15 protein-coding genes are annotated in these 17,762 nt (G+C 52.8%); all 15 read left to right on the forward strand.

Annotated elements, in window-relative coordinates; all coding sequences use genetic code 11:
• Positions 1–13 precede the first annotated feature (13 nt).
• The 15 genes from sucD to fliI all read left to right on the forward strand — a co-directional run bounded on the left by sucD (position 14) and on the right by fliI (position 17,760).
• Complete coding sequence (sucD, locus tag OCY70_RS04955) at positions 14–958, forward strand: succinate--CoA ligase subunit alpha (RefSeq protein WP_213431275.1); 945 nt, start codon at positions 14–16, stop codon at positions 956–958.
• 435 nt (positions 959–1,393) lie between these two features.
• On the forward strand, positions 1,394–2,584 hold the full coding sequence (locus OCY70_RS04960; RefSeq protein WP_261944587.1) for an IS4 family transposase: 1,191 nt from the start codon (positions 1,394–1,396) through the stop codon (positions 2,582–2,584).
• Between the two features lie 524 nt (positions 2,585–3,108).
• The gene (dprA, locus tag OCY70_RS04965) at positions 3,109–4,227 is read left to right on the forward strand and encodes a DNA-processing protein DprA (protein WP_213431184.1); all 1,119 of its coding nucleotides are present in this window, start codon (positions 3,109–3,111) and stop codon (positions 4,225–4,227) included.
• 28 nt (positions 4,228–4,255) lie between these two features.
• A complete protein-coding gene (topA, locus tag OCY70_RS04970) occupies positions 4,256–6,346 on the forward strand; it encodes a type I DNA topoisomerase (RefSeq protein WP_213431183.1) in 2,091 nt (696 codons plus the stop codon).
• A 42-nt stretch (positions 6,347–6,388) separates the two neighbouring features.
• Complete coding sequence (gene trmFO, locus OCY70_RS04975) at positions 6,389–7,744, forward strand: FADH(2)-oxidizing methylenetetrahydrofolate--tRNA-(uracil(54)-C(5))-methyltransferase TrmFO (RefSeq protein ID WP_261944718.1); 1,356 nt, start codon at positions 6,389–6,391, stop codon at positions 7,742–7,744.
• A 123-nt stretch (positions 7,745–7,867) separates the two neighbouring features.
• Positions 7,868–8,410 (forward strand): ATP-dependent protease subunit HslV, encoded by a 543-nt coding sequence (gene hslV, locus OCY70_RS04980; protein WP_006286690.1) that lies wholly within the window; start codon positions 7,868–7,870, stop codon positions 8,408–8,410.
• A gap of 40 nt (positions 8,411–8,450) precedes the next feature.
• A complete protein-coding gene (gene hslU, locus OCY70_RS04985; protein WP_213431181.1) occupies positions 8,451–9,848 on the forward strand; it encodes an ATP-dependent protease ATPase subunit HslU in 1,398 nt (465 codons plus the stop codon).
• A 173-nt stretch (positions 9,849–10,021) separates the two neighbouring features.
• Complete coding sequence (locus OCY70_RS04990) at positions 10,022–11,212, forward strand: IS4 family transposase (protein WP_261944552.1); 1,191 nt, start codon at positions 10,022–10,024, stop codon at positions 11,210–11,212.
• A 513-nt stretch (positions 11,213–11,725) separates the two neighbouring features.
• Positions 11,726–12,130, forward strand: a complete 405-nt coding sequence (flgB, locus tag OCY70_RS04995; RefSeq protein WP_213429466.1) for a flagellar basal body rod protein FlgB — start codon at positions 11,726–11,728, stop codon at positions 12,128–12,130.
• Positions 12,131–12,133: 3 nt separating this feature from the next.
• Positions 12,134–12,589 carry a flagellar basal body rod protein FlgC gene (flgC, locus tag OCY70_RS05000; RefSeq protein ID WP_261944717.1) on the forward strand — a complete coding sequence of 152 codons (456 nt, stop codon included), beginning with the start codon at positions 12,134–12,136 and terminating at the stop codon, positions 12,587–12,589.
• A 51-nt stretch (positions 12,590–12,640) separates the two neighbouring features.
• Complete coding sequence (fliE, locus tag OCY70_RS05005; RefSeq protein WP_213429468.1) at positions 12,641–12,958, forward strand: flagellar hook-basal body complex protein FliE; 318 nt, start codon at positions 12,641–12,643, stop codon at positions 12,956–12,958.
• Between the two features lie 40 nt (positions 12,959–12,998).
• Complete coding sequence (fliF, locus tag OCY70_RS05010; RefSeq protein WP_213429469.1) at positions 12,999–14,585, forward strand: flagellar basal-body MS-ring/collar protein FliF; 1,587 nt, start codon at positions 12,999–13,001, stop codon at positions 14,583–14,585.
• A 5-nt stretch (positions 14,586–14,590) separates the two neighbouring features.
• Complete coding sequence (fliG, locus tag OCY70_RS05015; protein ID WP_213429470.1) at positions 14,591–15,604, forward strand: flagellar motor switch protein FliG; 1,014 nt, start codon at positions 14,591–14,593, stop codon at positions 15,602–15,604.
• The gene (locus OCY70_RS05020; RefSeq protein WP_213429471.1) at positions 15,597–16,442 is read left to right on the forward strand and encodes a FliH/SctL family protein; all 846 of its coding nucleotides are present in this window, start codon (positions 15,597–15,599) and stop codon (positions 16,440–16,442) included. The genes fliG and OCY70_RS05020 overlap by 8 nt, the downstream gene beginning before the upstream one ends.
• Positions 16,432–17,760: a flagellar protein export ATPase FliI gene (fliI, locus tag OCY70_RS05025; protein ID WP_249725383.1), complete on the forward strand. Its 1,329-nt coding sequence runs from the start codon at positions 16,432–16,434 to the stop codon at positions 17,758–17,760. Before OCY70_RS05020 ends, fliI begins: the two co-directional genes overlap by 11 nt.
• Positions 17,761–17,762: the final 2 nt, after the last annotated feature.

The following is a 17,762-nucleotide window of genomic DNA, read 5'->3' on the forward strand; positions in this document are numbered from 1 at the left end:
AGATGAATGAGCGATGAGCATCTTAATTAATAAAGATACGAAGGTTATTACGCAAGGGATTACGGGCTCAACGGGAATGTTCCACACGAAGGGAGCCTTGGAATACGGCACCAATATGGTGGGCGGCGTAACGCCGGGCAAAGGCGGAACAAAGATCGACATCGAACTCGACAACGGGCAAACTGTCTCTCTGCCGATCTTCAATTCGGTCATCCAAGCGAAGCGCGAGACCGGCGCGACGGTCAGTGTCATTTACGTGCCGCCGGCGTTCGCGGCCGATTCGATTATGGAAGCCGTCGATGCGGACCTTGATCTGGTTATTTGCATCACGGAAGGCATTCCGGTACTCGATATGGTCAAAGTGAAGCGCTACATGGAGGGCAAGCGCACCCGCCTCGTCGGTCCGAACTGTCCGGGCGTCATTACGCCGGGCGAATGCAAGATCGGCATCATGCCGGGTTACATCCATACACCGGGTCATGTCGGGGTCGTCTCCCGGAGCGGAACATTGACGTATGAAGCCGTTCATCAATTGACGACGCGCGGCATCGGCCAATCGACAGCCGTCGGTATCGGCGGAGACCCGGTCAAAGGCTCGGAATTCATCGATGTGCTCCATATGTTCAATGAAGATCCGGATACGTATGCCGTCATCATGATCGGCGAGATCGGCGGCACGGCAGAGGAGGAAGCTGCCGAGTGGATCCAGGCCAATATGAAGAAGCCGGTTGTCGGCTTCATCGGAGGAGCTACTGCGCCTCCAGGGAAGCGGATGGGTCATGCCGGCGCGATTATTTCGGGAGGCAAGGGCACGGCTGCCGAGAAGACGGCCAAGCTGGAAGCCTGCGGCATCAAGGTGGCGCCGACGCCGGCGGAAATGGGCAGCACGCTCGTATCCGTACTGGAAGAACGCGGCCTGCTTGAGCAATGCACGGCACAGCCGCAGACCAAAGCTTAACTCTCACCTAAAACACACATACATTTATCCATATATATTGTAGCGATAGGTAAGCAACCTTTCTGTCAGCTCGGAGTTTTCGAGCGGGGAAGGTTGCTTTTTTTATCCTCGGAGGATTAGTTATAAATTTGGCTGTCAGGAGATGAGCCGCGGTACCTAAAATCCTGCGAAACTGCATTATTTTCATGTGCGTGTCTACGGCGTTATCGGATTCCTGCAAAAATGCAGGAATTCTAGCATGATTCGATAAAAACGTGAAATAATTAGGGAAAAAGACACTAGCGTTGCATCAATCTTTTTACGAAAATTTCTATCCCATAAGTCTCTATATTTGTAACTTATTGAACTATATTCGTGGACAAAAATAAAGAAATCTCCTATTGTTGAGTTACCCAAAGCGTTATCCATAAAAACGCCTCAACAAAGGAGATTTCTATGGATAACGTACCGAATCAAAACGTCATTTGTCAATGCCTAAAATGGCTACATGTTCATTCTACTCGACACGAGTCATTGGATTACCGGGCCCAAAAGCTGTTTGTCGGCGCTTCGACACTCTTATTTGTAGAGGCACAGCTTCAGCAACGAGACTCATACAAAGTCATGTCAGAGCATGTAGCCGCTAATCCTGAATTTCAAGAACTGCTTGGACTCAAGAGCATAAGCGCTTCCCAACTATCGCGGAAGCTGAAACGGCTGCCTATGGAGTATCTTCAGACGCTCTTTTTCTCGCTCATTGATCGAATCAAGCAACTTACAAAAGGGAAACGAGGCATTACGCCTGGTATTGGGAAACTCAAGCTAATCGATTCATCGGGAATTACACTACCTCCCATTCTCGCGAAATGGTCCTATTGTTCCAAAAGTAGCCATGGCGTGAAGATGCACACCTCCTTGGTCGTTGCGGACTCCAAAACGATGTATCCAGACAAGATCGTCGCTTCAACCAAAGATGTAGCCGATCATGAAGTCGTGTTGGAATTTACAGTGGATAAAGATGCGACCTACGTGATGGACCGAGGATACCAGGTGTACGACCATTTTCAGAAATGGGTAGAGGATAAGATTAAATTTGTTTGCCGCGTCAAGCAAAAGAGCCGGTTAACGATCATCAGAAAAAGAGACCTCCCCAAAAGGCAGAATGGGTTTATCCTTGATGCTGATGTGACGATGCCTGAGCTGCCAGCGGTTCTGCGTTTGATTGAGTTTAACGATGACCAAGGGCGTACCTATCGAATTGTAACGAATCGATTTGACTTATCCGCACATCAAATTGCCGAGATTTATCGAAATCGCTGGCATATTGAGTTGTTTTTTAAATGGGTCAAGCAGCATATTCGATTGGTAAAACCCCACGGTTATACGGCCGAAGCGATTTGGAACCAAATGTATATTGCTTTAATCGCGTATGCTCTCTGTTTGCTGATTAAATTAACACTGGACTGTAAAAAGTCGACATGGGACCTCCTCCAGTTGATTCGCATCTATGCGGAAAAACCATGGGAAAATTTGATCGCTGCACTCAACCGCAAGCCGACTCGAACATCTAGAGGTCGACCAAAGCGAAATGGGAGACGTCCGAAAAAGGCAACAAAGTCGATGAAACCGAGACTGATTGTGACGTAATGACAAACGAAAACGATTTTTACATATAATGGATAACGCGTAGGGTCTGTTTCCAGCTCGACTTTTTTAGACTTAGCGCGGACATCGCAAATGTAAATATATATCATATATTGATGTTAATTGAAATTAGATTATGAACTAACCGCTCAATGCAACGCTAGTGGGAAAAAGATGCTTTTTTACAGCAATTTGACCAAATATAAGGCCAAATGTCGGAAATTGATGTAGATTTGCAGGATTTCAACTCGAAGTGGGCTGATTGAGCGAATTGCGCCAACTGGACATGATTGTGCGGACTGCGCCGCTTGTATGAACCCCATAAAAGGGCGGACTGGTTAAGGCGTACATGCGACTCCCGGACACACGACTCGAAGCTGGCATTGGCGCGATTGAATTACTTAATAATATCTTTTTACCCAATTATTGAAAAGTAAGCGTAGTTCATGCTTGCATTCTGATCTTATCTCAAGCAAAATAAGGGAAGCGGACGCACGCTTCCCGGAAAGTGAAGGAGAGTTGCTGAAATGGGCAATTGGACGGAACGGGAGCTCGTGTTTGCGTTACATGAAATCAACGGTATCGGGTGGCATACGATTCGCGCGATAGGGGAGCGCATCGGATTCGGCGGATTGGCGGATTGGCTGAACCGTCCGGCATCGGATTGGGCAGAATTAGGAATGAAGCCCTCGATGGCGAGGAAGCTTGCGGCAGGCTTACGGGGAGACAGGCTGGAGGAGAGGCTGGAACTGGCCATGAATGCCGGGATTGAATGGATTACCCGCTGGGATGAAGGTTATCCTCCGCTGCTGCAGGAGATTCCGCAGCCGCCGTGGATTTTGTACGGGAAGGGAGATTGGACCGCGCTGTCCTCCGATGCGATTGCCATCGTGGGAACGCGCAATCCTACCGTTTATGGCAAGAAGGTTGCCCTTCAATTGGCCGAGCAGTTGGGATGCGCCGGGTTCCTTATCGTCAGCGGACTGGCGAGAGGCATCGATGCTTGCAGTCATGAAGGCGCTCTCATCCAGGGGCGGACCGCCGCGGTGATGGGCACGGCCTTCGATCGCATTTATCCGTATGAGAATGCGAATTTGGCGAGACGGATCACTGAATCTGGCATCGTCCTCACGGAGTATCCGCTTGGAACCCCGTCCCATCCGGGCTTGTTCCCCCAGCGCAATCGAATTATTGCCGGCCTGACGCTCGGAACCGTCGTCGTGGAGGCCGCTATGGGCAGCGGCGCGCTCATCACCGCCGATTTTGCGACGGAAACGTTCAGGGAGGTTTTTGTCGTCCCCGGGCCCGTTACGTCGCCCAAATCGGCAGGGCCGTTATTTCTTATGAGGAACGGGGCCAGACCGATTGCGCATGCCGAAGATATAATGGAAGAATTGAAGGCGCGGTTGACAACAGTCACTTTGCCGTACAATAATGGAACGGTCGGCCTCACCGAGAGCGAATCGCTCACCGAGGAGGAGCGCCGGATATGCGAATTGATTCGCCTGGAAGGCAGTACATTTGAGGAACTGCTCCTTGCGAGCGGCCTCCCATTTGCGGAGCTGCATCGAATTTTGTTATCCTTACAATTAAAACAGAGAGTTCGGGAGGCCCAGGGAGCCGTATACCATTCGATATGGATATGAAGAGGAGATTGGAGAGGAGGGTGCGCCTATGGCGGATTCATTAGTCATTGTCGAGTCGCCTGCGAAGGCGAAGACAATCGGGAAATATTTAGGCAGCAAATATATCGTCAAAGCGTCTATGGGACATGTGCGTGATTTGCCCAAGAGCCAGATCGGCGTTGAAATAGAGCAAGATTTCGCCCCGAAGTACATCACGATTCGCGGTAAGGGCGGCGTGCTCAAAGAATTGAAAGATGCAAGAAAGAAAGTGAAAAAAGTGTACCTCGCGGCCGACCCCGACCGCGAAGGAGAAGCGATCGCTTGGCATTTGGCGCATGCGCTCGAATTGGATGAGACGGAAGCCTGCCGCGTCGTCTTCAATGAGATTACGAAGCAGGCCGTGAAGGATGCGTTCAAATCGCCGCGTCAAATCAATATGGACCTCGTTCACGCCCAGCAAGCGCGGCGCATTCTCGACCGGCTGGTCGGGTACAAGATCAGCCCTCTTTTGTGGAAGAAGGTGAAGAAAGGGCTGTCAGCGGGGCGGGTGCAGTCGGTATCCGTGAAGCTGATTATTGACCGGGAGAATGAAATCAACGCCTTCATCCCTGAAGAGTATTGGACGATAACCGCCAAGCTTGAAGCGGGCAAGTCCAGGTTCGAAGCCAAGTTCTACGGCATGAATGGCGTGAAGAAGGAGCTGGCGAACGAGGCCGAAGTGAATGAAGTGCTGGCCGCGCTGCAGAAGCAGGCCTTTGTCGTCTCCGAGGTGAAGGAGAAAGAGCGGCTTCGCCATCCGTCCGCTCCCTTTACGACGAGCTCGCTGCAGCAGGAAGCGGCACGGAAGCTGAATTTCCGGGCGGCCAAGACGATGTCCGTCGCGCAGCAGCTGTATGAAGGGGTGGACCTGGGCAAGGAAGGCACGGTTGGTCTCATCACCTATATGCGTACAGACTCGACGCGGATATCGCCGACGGCACAGGAGGAAGCGAAGGAATATATCGGCTCCCAGTTCGGAGCGGAATATGTGCCGGAGACGCCGCGGCAGTATGCCAAGAAGGCGGCGAATGCACAGGATGCGCACGAGGCGATACGCCCCACGTCCGTGCTGCGCAGCCCGGAACAGATGAAGCCGTTCCTCAGCCGCGACCAGCATCGCCTCTACAAGCTGGTATGGGAACGGTTCGTGTCGAGCCAGATGACGTCCGCCATCATGGATACGATGACGGTCGATCTGCAGGCGGGAGACGTTACGTTCCGCGCCAACGGCTCGAAGGTGCGTTTTCCGGGGTTCATGAAGGTCTATGTCGAAGGGAACGATGACGGCACCGTCGAGGATGACAAACTGCTTCCTCCGCTCAAGAAGGGCGACAAGCTGAAGCAGGAAGCGATCGAACCGAAGCAGCATTTCACCCAGCCGCCGCCGCGGTATACCGAGGCGAGACTGGTGAAGACGCTGGAGGAGCTGGGCATCGGCAGACCGAGCACCTATGCGCCGACGCTGGAGACGATCCAGAAGCGCGGCTATGTGGCCATCGAGGACAAGAAATTCGTTCCGACCGAGCTGGGCGAACTGGTCATTCAGCAGATGGAGGAGTTTTTCCCCGAGATTCTGGATGTGGAATTCACGGCTCATATGGAGGAAGATCTCGACCATGTGGAAGAGGGCCAGCAGGACTGGGTGAAGGTGCTCAACGATTTCTATGAATCGTTCGAGAAGCGGCTCCAGGTCGCCGAGGAAGAAATGAAGGAAGTCGAAATCGAGGACGAAGTGTCCGATGAAATATGCGAGAAGTGCGGACGCCATTTTGTGTACAAGATGGGCCGCTTCGGCAAATTCTTGGCCTGCTCCGGATTCCCGGATTGCCGCAACACACGTCCGATTGTGAAGGATACGGGCGTAGCCTGTCCGAAGTGCAAGGAAGGCAAGCTGGTGGAGCGGCGCAGCAAGAAGGGACGCGTCTTTTACGGGTGCGACCGTTATCCGGACTGCGATTATGTGATGTGGGACCGGCCATCGGTCAAGCCATGCCCGTCTTGCGGCAGCTTGATGGTCGAGAAGCGGAGCAAGCAAGGAACGAAGCTGCAGTGTACGCAGTGCGATCATAATGAAATGTTGCAGGACAACGAGGATGATTAAGCGCGGGCAAGCTTACGATGAAATAAAGGGATACTGCAGCAGGTGCAGGCAACCGAGGGGGATGTAAGACAGATGGATAAGCCAAGAGTAACCGTTATCGGTGCGGGCTTGGCCGGCAGCGAGGCGGCATGGCAGGCTGCGCAGCAGGGAGTTGCCGTAACGCTCTATGAGATGCGGCCGGTGAAGCAGACGCCGGCCCACCATACGGGCCAGTTCGCGGAGCTGGTATGCAGCAACTCTTTGCGGGCGAACGGGCTAAGCAACGCGGTTGGCGTATTAAAGGAAGAAATGCGGCTTATGAATTCGCTTATTATGCAAGCGGCGGATAAGCATGCGGTTCCGGCCGGAGGTGCCTTGGCCGTCGATCGGGACGGATTTTCCGGGGAGATTACGCGCCGGCTGAGCGAGCATCCGCTCGTCGAAGTCCGCCATGAGGAAGTGACGGAGATTCCGGAGGACGGCATTACCGTCATCGCTACCGGGCCGTTGACGTCGCCGGCTTTGTCCGACCAGATTAAGACGCTGATGGATGAGGAATATTTCTATTTTTACGATGCGGCCGCGCCGATCGTGGAGAAGGATTCCATCGACATGAGTAAGGTATTCCTGGCTTCCCGCTATGACAAGGGAGAAGCGGCGTATTTGAACTGCCCGATGAACGAGGAAGAGTTCAATGCGTTTTACGAGGCGCTTATTACGGCCGAGACGGCGGAATTGAAGGAGTTCGAGAAAGAGATTTATTTCGAGGGCTGCATGCCGATCGAGGTCATGATGCGCCGCGGGAAGCAGACGGCGCTGTTCGGGCCGATGAAGCCCGTCGGGTTGACGGATCCGCGCACCGGCAAGACGCCTTATGCGGTCATCCAGCTTCGCCAGGATAACGCCGCGGGTACGCTCTATAATATGGTAGGGTTCCAGACCCATCTCAAATGGGGCGAGCAGAAACGGGTGTTCCGGATGATTCCGGGGCTGGAGAATGCGGAATTCGTCCGCTACGGCGTCATGCACCGCAACACCTTCATCAATTCCCCGAAGCTGCTGGAAGCGACCTATCAATTCAAGGGCCGCCCGTCGCTCTTCTTCGCAGGGCAGATGACCGGGGTGGAGGGCTATGTCGAATCGGCCGCTTCGGGACTGCTGGCCGGCTTGAACGCGGCTCGTTACGCCAAAGGGAGCGAACCGGTCCTGCTTCCGGAGGATACGGCGCTCGGAAGCATGGCGCGTTATATTACGACCGCCGATTTCAAGCATTTCCAGCCGATGAATGCCAATTTTGGCCTCTTCCCGCCGCTTGGGCAGCGGATCCGCAACAAAAAAGAGAAGAACGAAGCGCTGGCCCATCGCGCTCTCCATTCTTTGAAGGCGTACCGGGACGAAGCGGGTCTGTTCAACACATAACAGCTTGTGCAGCGGAAAGGAAGCGGCTCGCCACGGAACGGTGCCGTTTCCTTTTCGTTTTCATTTACATTTAATGATTCTTTAGTCCTAGTCGATGAATAATAGACAGGAGGTTGAGCTTCGGTGGAATATCAATTTCATGCCACGACCATCTGCGCGGTAAGACATAACGGGCAGGCCGCCATTGCGGGAGACGGTCAAGTAACCTTTGGGAACAACATGATTATGAAGCAGCATGCGCGCAAGGTGCGGCGGCTGTATCGCGGCCAGGTGCTGGCGGGATTCGCCGGATCGGTCGCGGATGCGATTACGCTGTTCGAGAAGTTCGAAGGCAAGCTGGAGGAGCATCATGGCAACCTGCAGCGCGCGGCTGTCGAGTTGGCGAAGGATTGGCGCCAGGATAAGGTGCTTCGCAAGCTGGAGGCGCTTATGATCGTGATGGACGCGCAGCATGTGCTGCTTATTTCGGGCGGCGGAGAAATCATCGAGCCGGATGACGAAGTGATCGCCATCGGCTCCGGCGGATCGTTCGCGTTGGCGGCGGCTCGCGCCCTCAAGCGGCATTCGACGCATCTGTCCGCACGTGAAATGGCTGAAGCCGCCTTGCATATCGCGGCGGAAATTTGCGTCTTTACGAATGATAATCTCGTTGTCGAAGAGCTATAACGGCATAAGGGAGCAACCAAGATACGAGTGGAGGGATAAGATGAATCAACAAGCATGGACACCGCGGCAGATTGTCACGGAACTGGATAAGTATATCGTCGGACAGAAAATGGCCAAACGGGCCGTCGCTGTCGCGCTTCGCAACCGTTACCGGCGCAGCCTGCTGGATGAGTCGATCCAGGATGAGATCGTCCCTAAAAACATTCTCATGATCGGACCGACGGGCGTCGGGAAGACCGAGATTGCCCGCCGTCTGGCGAAGCTCGTCAATGCGCCGTTCGTGAAAGTGGAAGCGACCAAGTTTACGGAAGTGGGCTATGTCGGCCGCGATGTCGAATCGATGGTCCGCGATCTGGTGGAGACGGCGATTCGCATGGTGAAGCTGGAGCGCACCGAGAAGGTCAAGGATAAAGCGGAAGAGATGGCGAACGAGCGAATCGTAGAAATATTGGCCCCAAGCTCCAAGGAGAGCAAAGCGCAGCGCAATCCGTTCGAGATGCTCTTCGGCCAAAACCAGTCGCATGCGCAGCAGGCGGAGAAGGAGCCGGAGCCCGGGTTGCAGGAAAAGCGGAGAAAGGTGCGGTTCGATCTGCTGTCAGGCAATTTGGAGAACGACATCATCGAGATCGATGTCGAAGACGCGGCCCCGAACATGCTCGATTTCCTGTCCGGCCCGGGCAATGAGCAGATGGGCATGAATATGCAGGAAATGTTCGGCAGCCTCATTCCGAAGCGGATGAAGAAGCGCAAGCTCACGATCAAGGAAGCCAGGAAGGTGCTGACGCAGGAAGAGGCCGCGAAGCTGATCGACATGGATGACGTCATTCAGGAATCGATTCGCCGGGCCGAGCAGTCTGGCATCATCTTTATCGATGAGATCGACAAGATTGCCTCCAGCGGGCGCGGTTCGGGGCCTGATGTGTCCCGTGAGGGCGTGCAGCGCGATATTTTGCCGATTGTAGAGGGGTCAACCATCATGACCAAGTACGGGCCCGTGAAGACGGACTACGTGCTCTTCATCGCTGCGGGAGCGTTCCATATCGCGAAGCCGTCCGATCTCATTCCCGAGCTGCAGGGACGTTTCCCGATTCGTGTCGAATTAACAAGTTTGTTGCTGAATGATTTTGTCTCGATCCTGACGGAACCGAAGAATGCGATTACGAAGCAGTATGTCGAATTGTTGAAGACGGAAAATATCCAGATCGAGTTCACTGATGAAGCGATACGGGAAATTGCCCGCATTGCGGCCGATGTCAATCAAAACACCGAAAATATCGGAGCCCGGCGCCTGCATACCATTATGGAGAAGCTGCTGGAGGATCTGTCGTTCGAAGCGCCGGAGCTGACGCTCGATCAATTCCGGATTACGCCCGAATATGTGCGGGAGAAGCTGGCCGACATCGCGCAAAACCGGGATCTAAGCCAATATATCCTATAAAATCATGCGAAATTTCACTAGCGTTGCATCAATCTTTTTACGAAAATTTCTATCCCATAAGTCTCTATATTTGTAACTTATTGAACTATATTCATGGACAAAAATAAAGAAATCTCCTATTGTTGAGTTACCCTAACGTTATCCATAAAACGCCTCAACAAAGGAGATTTCTTATGGATAACGTACCGAATCATAACGTCATTTGTCAATGCCTAAAATGGTTACATGTCCATTCTACTCGACACGAGTCATTGGATTACCGGGCCCAAAAGCTGTTTGTCGGCTCTTCGACACTCTTATTTGTAGAGGCACAGCTTCAGCAACGAGACTCATACAAAGTCATGTCAGAGCATGTAGCGGCTAATCCTGAATTTCAAGATCTTCTGGGTCTCAAGAGCATAAGCGCTTCTCAACTATCGCGGAAGCTGAAACGGCTGCCTATGGAGTATCTTCAGACGCTCTTTTTCTCGCTCATTGATCGAATCAAGCAACTTACAAAAGGGAAACGCGGCATTACGCCTGGTATTGGGAAACTCAAGCTAATCGATTCATCGGGAATTACACTACCTCCCATTCTCGCGAAATGGTCCTATTGTTCCAAAAGTAGCCATGGCGTGAAGATGCACACCTCCTTGGTCGTTGCGGACTCCAAAACGATGTATCCAGACAAGATCGTCGCTTCAACCAAAGATGTAGCCGATCATGAAGTCGTGTTGGAATTTACAGTGGATAAAGATGCGACCTACGTGATGGACCGAGGATACCAGGTATACGACCATTTTCAGAAATGGGTAGAGGATAAGATTAAATTTGTTTGCCGCGTCAAGCAAAAGAGCCGGTTAACGATCATCAGAAAAAGAGACCTCCCCAAAAGGCAGAATGGGTTTATCCTTGATGCTGATGTGACGATGCCGGAGCTGCCAGCGGTTCTGCGTTTGATTGAGTTTAAGGATGACCAAGGGCGTACCTATCGAATTGTAACGAATCGATTTGACTTATCCGCACATCAAATTGCCGAGATTTATCGAAATCGCTGGCATATTGAGTTGTTTTTTAAATGGGTCAAGCAGCATATTCGATTGGTAAAACCCCACGGTTATACGGCCGAAGCGATTTGGAACCAAATGTATATTGCTTTAATCGCGTATGCTCTCTGTTTGCTGATTAAATTAACACTGGACTGTAAAAAGTCGACATGGGACCTCCTCCAGTTGATTCGCATCTATGCGGAAAAACCATGGGAAAATTTGATCGCTGCACTCAACCGCAAGCCGACTCGAACATCTAGAGGTCGACCAAAGCGAAATGGGAGACGTCCGAAAAAGGCAACAAAGTCGATGAAACCGAGACTGATTGTGACGTAATGACAAACGAAAACGATTTTTACATATAATGGATAACGCGTAGGGTCTGTTTCCAGCTCGACTTTTTTAGACTTAGCGCGGACATCGCAAATGTAAATATATATCATATATTGATGTTAATTGAAATTAGATTATGAACTAACCGCTCGATGCAACGCTAGTGGCGAAATTTCCCCTTTTTGGGACTACAGCCAACGAGGGGATCCATTCGACAAAGTATTTGAAAAAAGCCCTGACTTTTAGTCCAAAGATAGGGCTTTTTTCTTATTGTGTTATAACCCAAAGTTTAAGATGATAAGTATGGCGTTAATTATCTTCTTCTGTCAAAAAATGATGATTACTCAACATTTTCATTGAATAATCAGCTAGATTTATTGGATTATGGAAATCCCCTCCCATAGTTCGACACGATCATGCAAAAGAACTAAGTTTTTTGTCGAAAGAGAAGGAGAAACGTCGCAAGCTAGAGAATATATGTTCATATGAATTTTTAACTAATCAGGAGGGATGATTGTGAACTTGTTGAGCGGCGTACATATGCAGCGGCTGGAGGGGGCGATGCAAGCTTCCACGGCTCGACAGAATGTGATCAACGCGAACGTGGCGAATGTCGATACGCCGTACTATAAACGCTCCGAAGTGCAGTTCGAGTCGCTGCTTCGTGATCAGATGACCGGCGGAACTCTTGTCGGCCGCCGCACTGATCCGCGGCATTTCTATATCGGACCTTCGAACGGGGTGCCGGCTCCGCAGATCGTCCAGGATGAGAGCACGGTGATGGGGAACAACCGCAACAATGTCGACATTGACCGGGAAATGGCGCTTCAGGCCGAGAATCAATTGAAATATTATACGCTTATACAGCAGTTGAACCATAACATCAACATGCTTAGAACCGGTATGGATGTAAGGAGGTAACGTATGAATATTTCTAACAGCTTCAGCATCAGCTCGTCCGGACTCACGGCCCAGCGCCTGAGAATGGACGTCATCTCCTCGAATATCGCGAATATGGAATCGACGCGCGCGCAATACGTCAACGGGAAGTTCGTTCCGTATACACGCAAGGTCGTCGTCATGTCGCCGATGGAGTCTTCCTTCCAGCAGTCTTTGCAAGAAGCGATGCAGGGTCAGCGCAATGCCAAGGGAGTCAAGGTGGCCCAGATTAAGGAAGATACCTCAACACCGTATAAAATCGTCTACAATCCGTCCCACCCGGACGCGGACGAGCAAGGAAATGTCTACATGCCAAATGTCGACATCATGAAGGAAATTGTCGACATGATCTCTGCCACCCGCTCGTACGAAGCGAACGTAACGGCGCTGAATGCGTCCAAATCCATGATTATGAAGGCATTGGAGATTGGCAAAGGCTAGACCAAGCCTGCTTGCTAACAAGAGCCGTTCATTGCCACAGGGGGAAAACAAATGATACAAAATACGATGATTCCATTGAGCATGACATCTCCGGCGACATTACCGGCGGCGATATCTCCAACGACGAAAGCCGACACACCGGCCGAAGTAACCAAAACATTCAGCCAATTTCTTACGAATGCACTTCAGCAAGTTGATGCACAAGAGAAGCAAGTCCATGAAATGAGCGACAAGTTTATCCTGGGCGAAGTTGATGTCGATCAGCTTCAAATTGCCTCCGAACGTGCGCTGCTCAGTCTGCAATTGACGACGCAAATACGCAACAAGGTCATCGAAGCGTATCAAGATATTATGCGCATGCAAATGTAACAGCGGTAGTGTCTTACATCGTTCTGGAGGGTGACGTGAAGTGAATGAAACCATCGGCCGGTATCGGGATCGAATAACCCAATACTGGAATCAGTTCAGTAAAAAGCAGAAAATCCTTCTGCTGTCCACAATCGCATTTGTAATATTGGCTGCTGTCATTTTAACGGCACAGTTGACAAAGACAGAGTATGAGCTTGCTTTTGAGAATCTTAACGCCAATGATGCTGCCGGCATCATTGAATATTTGAATTCGAACCGCATCCCGTACGAGCTCAGCGGCGACGGCAGCAAAATATCCGTACCCAGCGCATCTGCGGCGAAAGTTAAAGTCGACATCGGAGCCCAGGGCATCGTCAAGAACGGTTCGATTGGCTTCGAATCGTTCGGCGCCGACGGGTTGATGGGCGGAATGACGGACAACGTGTTCGATGTCCGCTACAAGAACGCCCTGAACGGCGAAATCGAAAGATTGCTGCGTCTGATGAACGGTGTTCAAGATGCCAAGGCCATCATTAATCTCCCGAAGGAGACGGTCTTCGCAACACCGGAGCAGGAACAGGCGTCGGCTTCTATTGTGTTGAAATTTAAGCCTGGATATCAGCCGAATCAGGCGGCGGTTGACGGATACTTCAATCTGGTCAAGACCGCGGTTCCCAATTTGGCGGTTGACGATATTACCATCTCGAGCGATGAAGGTCCCATGTTCGCTTCCGACTCGCAAGGCGGCGCATCCAAGAGCATCTTCGGCGAGGTGGATGAGCAGCTCAAAATTCAGCGCAAGTATGAGAACGATATCCGCATGAAAATACAAGAGTTCCTTGGCGCCTATGTGCCGGCGGACAAAGTAAGCGTGCTGGTGTCCGCGAAGCTGAATTTCGATAAAGTTCAAAAACAGGAAGATCTTGTCACTCCGGTCAATACGGAGGAGATGAAAGGGATCGAAATCAGCGTCCAGGAGCTGCAGGAATCCTACAGCGGCAAAGGCGCGCAAACCGGCGGCGTCGCAGGCGTCGGAGACGGCGAAGTGCCGAACTATCCTTCCGCTTCGGGAAGCGGGGATACGACGTCCGAGAAAAGCCAACGGACGATCAATTATGATGTGAACCGCATCAAAAATCTGATCGAGTCCAGTCCGTATGCCGTGACAGATCTGACCATACACGCAGCGGTTGACGCAAACAACATGGAGCCTGCCCAAATCGATGCGATTGAAAAAGTGCTCCGTTCGATCGTCGCTGCGCAGTTAAAAGATTCAGGTGCTACATATACAGACGAAGAATTGACACAAAAAGTTTCAGTTATGACCCAAAATGGTGCTAAAGATGGGGGAACAGCCACTGCCAGCACGTTTCCGAACTGGGTATGGTATGGCGCGGGTGCGCTTGCATTACTAGTTGTCGTAGGCGGAATTGCCTATGCGGTCGTTCGCCGCCGCAGACGGGCGGAAGAAGAAGTATATACGGACGAGCTGTCTCCGCTGCCTACTCATGTTGAGCTTCCATCCATTGATTTAGAGAATCTGACGGGCGAGCATCAGGTGCGCAAGCAATTGGAAATGCTGGCGAAGAAAAAGCCGGAAGAGTTTGTGAAATTGCTGCGTACATGGCTTGTTGATGAATCGAGGTGAGCAACGTGACAAAAGGAAGCGGAGCATTGACCGGCAGACAGAAAGCGGCGATTTTGCTCATCACGCTCGGACCTGAGGTGTCAGCCCAAATCTTTAAGCACTTGCGGGATGAGGAAATCGAACAATTAACGTTGGAAATTGCGAATGTGCGCAAGGTGGACGCGGCGGAAAAAGAGTCGGTCATGAGCGAGTTCCACCAAATCTGCCTGGCGCAGGAGTACATATCCCAGGGCGGCATCAGTTACGCCAAGGAGATTCTCGAGAAGGCGTTGGGCTCGCAGAAGGCGGTCGATATTATCAACCGCCTGACCGCTACGCTGCAGGTCAGACCGTTCGACTTTGCGCGCAAGGCGGAAGCGTCGCAGATTTTCAACTTTATTCAGAATGAAAATGCCCAAACGATCGCCCTTGTGCTCTCTTACCTGGAGACAGAGCAGGCATCGACGATCCTGTCTTCCCTTCCGCAGGAGAAGCAGGCGGAGGTGGCGCGCAGAGTCGCTTTGATGGACAGCACGTCCCCGGAAGTGATCAGCCAGGTCGAGCGCGTGCTGGAACAGAAGCTGTCGTCGACCGTGACGCAGGATTACACAAGCGCGGGCGGCATCGAGTCCGTCGTCAAGATTTTGAACGGCGTCGACCGCGGTACCGAACGCACGATTCTGGATTCCCTGGAGATTCAGGATCCGGAACTGGCGGAAGAAATCAAGAAGAGAATGTTCGTATTCGAAGATATCGTCAATATCGACAACCGTTCGATCCAACGTATCATTCGCGATATTGACAATGCCGACTTGCAGCTTGCGCTCAAAGTGGCAAGCGAGGAAGTTCGCGAAGCGATCTTCCGCAACATGTCCAAGCGGATGGCCGATACGTTCAAGGAAGAAATGGAGTTTATGGGACCGGTTCGGCTGCGCGACGTGGAAGAGGCGCAGACGCGGATCGTGTCGACGATACGCCGCTTAGAAGAGTCGGGTGAGATTATCATCGCACGCGGCGGAGGAGATGATATCGTTGTCTAATGTCATCAAATCGACTCAATATGTTCCGCTGGAGCAGATGAGATTGATTGAAGCGGTTCGGCGTCACCAGCAGCGGAGCGAGGAGGAGGCTGCGGCAGCGCCGGAGCCGCTGACCGAGGAAACCTTGCTGAATCAGGATGAACAGCTCGCCGAGCTGAGGCAGTCGATTCTCGATGATGCGCGGTCGTTCGCCGAGGAGCATCTGCGGCAGGCGACCGAAGAAGCGGAGCGGATGAAGGAAGAAGCGCAGAGCCAGATCGACGCCTGGTGGGAAGAACGGCGCCGGCAGGACGAGCAGTTGATCGAATCTACCCGGAGCGAGAGCTATGAGAGCGGCTATCGGGAAGGCATGGCGCGCGCGGAGCAGGAGATTAAGGAAGCGTACGAACGCAAAATCGCGGAAGCCGAGGCGGTGCTGCGCCAAGCCTATCAGGCGAAGGAGCAGTTAATCCAGGAGGCGGAGCCGTTCGTTGTCTCTCTTAGCTGCGCGGTCGCGGAGAAGATTATTCAGAAGCAGCTCTCCGTCGAACCGGAGATCGCGCTGGAACTGGCCCGCAAGACGCTGGCGCGGAAGCGGGAGAGCGGAACGATCACGCTGTGTGTCTCGCCCGAGCAATTCGCCTACGTGCATGCGGCAAGGGAAGAGCTCAGTCTGGCCGTCGATTCGCAGGCAGAACTGCAAATTATACCGGACTCCAGCGTGAACGACGGAGGCTGCGTCGTCCGCTCTGCGCTTGGCAGCATCGATGCGCGGATCGACACGCAGCTGACGGAGATCAAAAAAGCGCTGATGCAGGTAGCGATGCAGCATGAGGAGCAGAGTGGCCATGACGCATGAGGTGAAATGGAACGCGGAGAAATATGTCGACTACTTGTCCCAGATCGACCCGGTCCGCGTCAATGGCAAAGTGACGCAGGTCATCGGTCTGACGGTGGAGTCGGAAGGGCCTGACGCGAGCGTAGGAGAAGTTTGCTATATTTATCCGACCAAGGGGAGCAAGCCGCTGATGGCGGAAGTTGTCGGATTCCGCGACAACAAGGTGCTTCTGATGCCGCTCGGCGAGCTGCAGGCGATAGGTCCGGGCTGCGATGTCGTGGGCACCGGGAAACCGTTGACCGTTCCGGTCGGATCAGAGCTGCTCGGCAAAGTGCTGGACGGATTGGGGCAGCCGCTCGACGGCTCCTTCCTCCCGACGAGGATGTCCAGCTATTCCACGACAGCCGTTCCGTCCAACCCGCTGGCCCGGCCGCGGGTGCTCGATCCGATCGGCGTCGGCGTACGGACGATCGACGGCCTGCTTACGATCGGCAACGGGCAGCGCGTCGGCATATTTGCCGGCTCCGGGGTAGGGAAGAGCACCCTGCTCGGCATGATCGCGCGCAATACGGCGGCCGATGTGAACGTGATTGCGCTCATCGGCGAGCGCGGGCGCGAGGTGCTCGAGTTCATTGAGCGCGATCTCGGCCCGGAAGGGCTGGCGCGGTCGGTCGTTGTCGTCGCGACTTCGGATCAGCCGGCGCTGGTCCGCATCAAGGGCGCGCTGATCGCGACCACGATCGCGGAATATTTCCGGGACCGCGGCATGAACGTGATGCTTATGATGGATTCGGTGACCCGTTACGCGATGGCGATGCGTGAAGTCGGACTGGCGATCGGCGAGCCTCCTGCGACCCGGGGATATACGCCTTCTGTCTTCGCCAGCCTGCCGAAGCTGCTGGAGCGCTCCGGAACAGGCCCGTCCGGCTCGATTACGGCCTTCTATACGGTGCTCGTCGACGGAGACGACATGAACGAGCCGATTGCCGATGCCGTGCGCGGGATTTTGGATGGTCATATCGTCCTGAACCGGAATATCGCGAACAAGGGGCATTTTCCCGCGATCGACATTCTGGCCAGCGTGAGCCGGGTGATGAAGGACATCGTGCCCCGCGAACATCAATTGGCGGCGGAGCAGTTGAAGCGGCTTCTCGCTGTGTACCGTGAATCTGAGGATTTGATTAATATCGGCGCATATCAGCGGGGGAGCAACCCCGCCATAGACGAAGCACTTGAATTTATCGATGACATTCATGCGTTTACGAAGCAGAGAATCGATGAGAGTGCTCCTTACAACGAGACGATCGAACGATTATTAATGCAATTTCCAGGAGGTTGAGT

The organism is Paenibacillus melissococcoides (assembly GCA_944800085.1).
Lineage (GTDB): Bacteria > Bacillota > Bacilli > Paenibacillales > Paenibacillaceae > Paenibacillus_B > Paenibacillus_B melissococcoides.

Bases quoted from the DNA above. Each gene is read 5' to 3' on its own strand.
- dprA (WP_213431184.1), top strand. From the start codon at position 3,109: ATGGGCAATTGGACGGAACGGGAGCTCGTGTTTGCGTTACATGAAATC.
- hslU (WP_213431181.1), top strand. From the start codon at position 8,451: ATGAATCAACAAGCATGGACACCGCGGCAGATTGTCACGGAACTGGAT.
- OCY70_RS04990 (WP_261944552.1), top strand. From the start codon at position 10,022: ATGGATAACGTACCGAATCATAACGTCATTTGTCAATGCCTAAAATGG.
- OCY70_RS04960 (WP_261944587.1), top strand. From the start codon at position 1,394: ATGGATAACGTACCGAATCAAAACGTCATTTGTCAATGCCTAAAATGG.
- flgC (WP_261944717.1), top strand. From the start codon at position 12,134: ATGAATATTTCTAACAGCTTCAGCATCAGCTCGTCCGGACTCACGGCC.
- topA (WP_213431183.1), top strand. From the start codon at position 4,256: ATGGCGGATTCATTAGTCATTGTCGAGTCGCCTGCGAAGGCGAAGACA.
- sucD (WP_213431275.1), top strand. From the start codon at position 14: ATGAGCATCTTAATTAATAAAGATACGAAGGTTATTACGCAAGGGATT.
- fliE (WP_213429468.1), top strand. From the start codon at position 12,641: ATGATACAAAATACGATGATTCCATTGAGCATGACATCTCCGGCGACA.
- fliI (WP_249725383.1), top strand. From the start codon at position 16,432: ATGACGCATGAGGTGAAATGGAACGCGGAGAAATATGTCGACTACTTG.